1 protein-coding gene is annotated in these 2,063 nt (G+C 57.4%); it reads left to right on the top strand.

Features of this window, described 5'->3' with window-relative positions; genetic code table 11:
• The first annotated feature begins 374 nt into the window (after positions 1 to 374).
• Positions 375 to 1,943 carry a group II intron reverse transcriptase/maturase gene (gene ltrA, locus WCA10_RS14380; protein ID WP_472823224.1) on the top strand — a complete coding sequence of 523 codons (1,569 nt, stop codon included), beginning with the start codon at positions 375 to 377 and terminating at the stop codon, positions 1,941 to 1,943.
• The last annotated feature ends 120 nt before the right edge of the window (positions 1,944 to 2,063 follow it).

Below are 2,063 nucleotides of genomic sequence, written 5' to 3'. Positions count from 1 at the left end.
TTCGTGTGACTGGCATGTTCAACGTACAGGAGGTGAAAGTCCAAACCCGGGGGCCTGACAGAGGCAACCCGACATCGAAGAGACAAGGGCTGTGCCGTGGAGCACCACGACTCTCTGGGAGGGATGCAAACGCCCAGGGGCCCGCGAGGGGTGGTCTGAAAGAAGTCATAGATGCGTGGCGGAATCGAATGAAAATGAAGTGCCGTAAGGCGTACGCGATGGGTAAGCCAGCGAACGGTGGTGAAGCCCAGTATCTGTCGGTAGTCGCAGTGCGTATTGGCAACGAGAACGTCTCGAAGTGCGTGGAATTTACCCAGTGAGATCTGTCGGGTCTCCGCGAAAGCGGTAGCCCGTAGGATGAAGGACGAAAGGTTATGACCCGGCAGAAGTCGGAGGACTGCATAAAGCCACAAGGCCGGCGAAAGCCGGTTGAAACCCAGGGAATCGAGAGCTCTGGGGGAGGTGAGGCGGTCCCAGTCAACGAACAGCCAAGACAACTCGGATTGCGATTCGAGACAGCCGAACAGTATGCGAAAGCAGAAGCCGACGGCGCAAGGGTCACCCACCGAAGGGTTTCTCGAGCGCACGCGGAGCCGAAGTCGAAGCGCAAAGAAGAAGCAGTATTGGCGGCGACACTGGAAGAAGTCACTGGGCGATTACGGTTAGCGTTTGCAGTCGTGGCATCGAACCAAGGGGCACCTGGGCCAGACGGGCAGAGCGTCAAAGAGATGCGCGCGCATCTTGAGGAGCTCATCCCGAAGGTGACCGAATCACTGCTTAAGGGAGACTACGAGCCGGGCAATATCCGGCGCGTGTGGATACCCAAGGCAGGCGGAAAAGGTCATCGTGGCCTAGGAATTCCTGACGTCATCGATCGGACGATCCAAGAAGCGGTACGAGCGGTACTCGAGCCCTTGTACGAGCCGAAGTTTCATCCGAACAGCCACGGATTTCGACCTGGACGAAGTTGTCACACGGCAATCCAGCAGGCGCAAGAGTATCTAGAAGATGGGCACGATTGGGTGGTAGATATTGATTTGGAGAATTTCTTCAATCGAGTCCATCACCAGCGGTTAATGGCGAGACTCGCGGATCGAGTCAAAGACAAGCGACTGCTCGTACTCATTGGAAAGATGCTCAAAGCGAAGGTTGTGATGCCGGATGGCGTGGTGGTCAGCAATGACGAGGGCGTCCCGCAAGGGGGTCCACTTTCGCCGTTGTTAAGTAACATTGTGCTGGACGAGCTCGATTGGGAGCTCGAACGGCGCGGCCACCGATTCGTCCGTTACGCGGATGATGAGAACATCTACGTCCGCAGTGAACGAGCCGGACAGCGAGTCATGGCGAGTATTACGAGCTTCATCGAAGGGCGGCTGCGCCTGAAGGTGAACGCGAGCAAGAGCGCTGTGGCTCGTCCCGAAGAGCGGCACTTTCTCGGCTTCAGTCTGCGGCGAGAGTTGATGGACGGAAACGTGGAAGTGATACTATCGAAGCGCTCCAAGGAACGCATCGACGGCAAAATCCGTGAGCTTACGCCGCGCAGCTGGGGAAACACGCTCAAAGCGTGCATTGCCCGGGTGAACGAGTATCTCATCGGATGGGTAGGCTTCTTTGGAGTCTGCTCCGCCGAGGTCGAAAGGACATTGCATAACCTGGATGCGCACATCCGACGCCGGTTGCGTGCTATTCAGCTCAAACAGTGGAAACGCAGACGTACGATAGCCCAGAAACTAATTCAGCACGGCATTTGGCCGAAGAGCGCTTGGCGAAACGTCTACAAAGGTCGCAAGTCCTTTTGGGCGATGAGCCACATGGCAACAGTGGACCGGGCACTTCCGAATTCCCATTGGGATGCACGAGGGCTCGAATCATTGGAACGACGCTACCGACTGATAGCCGCGCGCAGGGTCGCCCCGGTGCAACTCACGTTGGCACTGGGATAGCGGAGGTCGCAAACCGGCCGACGACGGGGTTAGCAACCCGTCGCCCTGAAGAGCCGTATGTGAACAGCACAAGTACGGTTCCCTGAGAGGGGCCTTCAGAAATGGGGGCCCCTACTCGAC

This window comes from Occallatibacter sp. (genome assembly GCF_049582745.1).
GTDB lineage: Bacteria > Acidobacteriota > Terriglobia > Terriglobales > Acidobacteriaceae > Telmatobacter.
This window is presented reverse-complemented; position numbering and strand designations above follow the sequence as displayed.